The 2,159-nt window shown below is 72.3% G+C and carries 1 protein-coding gene and 1 pseudogene; both read right to left on the bottom strand.

What is annotated here, in order from left to right; all coding sequences use genetic code 11:
- Positions 1-1,458: vWA domain-containing protein (locus GPA_RS14895; RefSeq protein WP_231847667.1), on the bottom strand; the 1,458-nt coding region annotated here is incomplete at its 3' end.
- 201 nt (positions 1,459-1,659) lie between these two features.
- A pseudogene (locus GPA_RS14890) lies at positions 1,660-2,159 on the bottom strand (hypothetical protein); the annotation flags it as partial.

Below are 2,159 nucleotides of genomic sequence, written 5' to 3'. Positions count from 1 at the left end.
GCCCGGCGCGCCCGCCGCGCCCGTCACGGCATCTCCCGCCCTTGCGACGTCGCCGTCCGAGCGGCCGTACTTCAGCTGCGGGACGGCCACCTCGAACGGCGAATCGGCCGGCACCACCTCGTAGGCCACGGTGAACGCGTGCCCCGCGCCCACCTCGCCGGCGTCGGCCGCATCGTCCAGGAAGTCCTCGTCGGCCAGCGCGCGGTTCTCGTAGCCGATGAGCCGGTAGCCCTTGACCTGGGCTGGGTTGAACTCCAACTGCAGCTTCACGTCGTCGGCCAGCGGGGTGAAGTTCGCCAGCAGGTTGCGGCCGAGCACGCGCCGGGCCTCTTCGGCGCAGTCGATGTAGTGGTAGGAGCCGTCGCCGTGGTCGGCCAGCACCTCCATCTTGGCGTCCTGGTAGTTTCCCGTGCCGAACCCGAGCACCGATAGGTACACGCCGTGCCCGCGCCGCCCGTCCACGAAGTCGTGCAGCTCGTCCTCCGAGGCCATGCCCACGTTCAAGTCGCCGTCGGACGCCATGACGATGCGGTTCACGCCGCCTTCGACGAAGTTCCGCTCGGCCACGTCGTAGGCCGTGCGCAGGCCGGCCTCCCCGTTCGTGGAGCCCTCGGCCCGCAGGTTGCCCACCGCGCGCAGGATGCGCTGCCGGTCGGCGCCGCTCGCGCCCTCCAGCACCACGCGTTCCTCGCCGCTGTACGTGACCAGGGACACGCGGTCGTTCTCGTCCAGGCCTTGCACGAGCGTGGCGAACGCCTCCTGCAGAAGCGGCAGCTTGTCGGCATCGGCCATGGAGCCGGACACGTCGATCAGGAACACGAGGTTCGAGCCGGTTTCGGGCGCAGTCTCGGCCGGGGTGGTGGCGAAGCCCATGACCAGGAGCTTCGTGTCGGGGTTCCACGGACAGTCGGCCATCTCGGCAGAGATACCGAACAGGTCGTCGCCCTCGGGCGGGGCGTAGCGGTAATCGAAGTAGTTCAGCAGCTCCTCGGTGCGCACGGCGCCTGCGGGTATGTCGGCGGGCCACGCCCCGTCGCGCACCATGCGGCGCAGGTTGGCATAGGAGGCCGTGTCCACGTCGGCGGAGAACGTGGAGAGCGGCCGTGCGGCCGTGGACACGAAGCCGGGCTCCTCAGTGTTCGCGTACCCCTCGCCGGCGTAAGGGTCGGGGGGTGCGCCGCCGTCGGGCGCGGGAGGGCAACCGGCGGACGCGCTGCCCGCATTCAAGCCGGCCGCGCTAGAGGCTTCCGGCGCCGATTCGTCCCGGGCTGCGCCGAGGGCGTGGAATTCCTCGCACGACGCCGCCTGGGGGCTGGCTGGGAGCGTGCTGCAGTACCAGGCGCCCGCCGCCAGCACCGCCGCCAGCGCGACGGCTCCTGCGACGAGCAGGCGGGCATGCGGGCGGCGCGGGGCGGGGGATCGGCGCCCGTTCGCACGGGCGGGCATGGAGGCTTTCATGGGCGTTCCCTTTCTCGCTTGCTGCCCTTAACACGATCGGGGATGCCGGTTTGTCGGGGAGATTCCGCGCGATGGCTGCGTGCGGCTCCGGGCGCAGAAGCCCGCGCTACGCGGCTTCGTCGGCCCAGTAGCAGGCGGCGTCGCCCGGATAGCGCACGGCGTAGGGATGCGCGTCGCTCGCCGAGGCGAAAACCGTGCAGGTCACGGCAGGCCCCTCCCGGCGCCGTCGGAGGCGGTCGCCTGCTCGATCGCGGCGCCCACGAGGGCCGGGTTGGCGGCGAGGGGCTGTCCCGCCTCGTCGGTTGCGATGTGTAGGACCTGGCCGGAGGCGAGCGTGACGAGCGGGCAGCGCGCGCCGGCGCCGGTGCTGTCGCCGGAAGAGCTCTCGTTGACCGAACCGTCGGAGGAGGGCGCCTCTGCAGAGCCGCCGGACGGGGGCGCGCTCGCGGAGCCGTCGTCTCGGCTTGCCTCGGGTGCGCCGTTCGCGGCTCCGTCGGACGCCGAGCCGAGGTCTTCGGAAGCCGCGCTGTCCGAGATGCTGGCAAGCTCCCCGGACGACGAGGCGGTCCCGCTGCCCGCTGCTCCCTGCAGGCTGCCGTTCAGCTGTGCGGCGACGAGGCCTTGATAGGCGAGCGCGCCCACTCCGGCCAGCAGCACCAGGCACGCCGCCGCCGGAAGCAGCACCTTTCCGCGCGCAGGCG

This window comes from Gordonibacter pamelaeae 7-10-1-b (assembly GCF_000210055.1).
GTDB classification, from domain to species: Bacteria; Actinomycetota; Coriobacteriia; order Coriobacteriales; family Eggerthellaceae; genus Gordonibacter; species Gordonibacter pamelaeae.
This window is presented reverse-complemented; position numbering and strand designations above follow the sequence as displayed.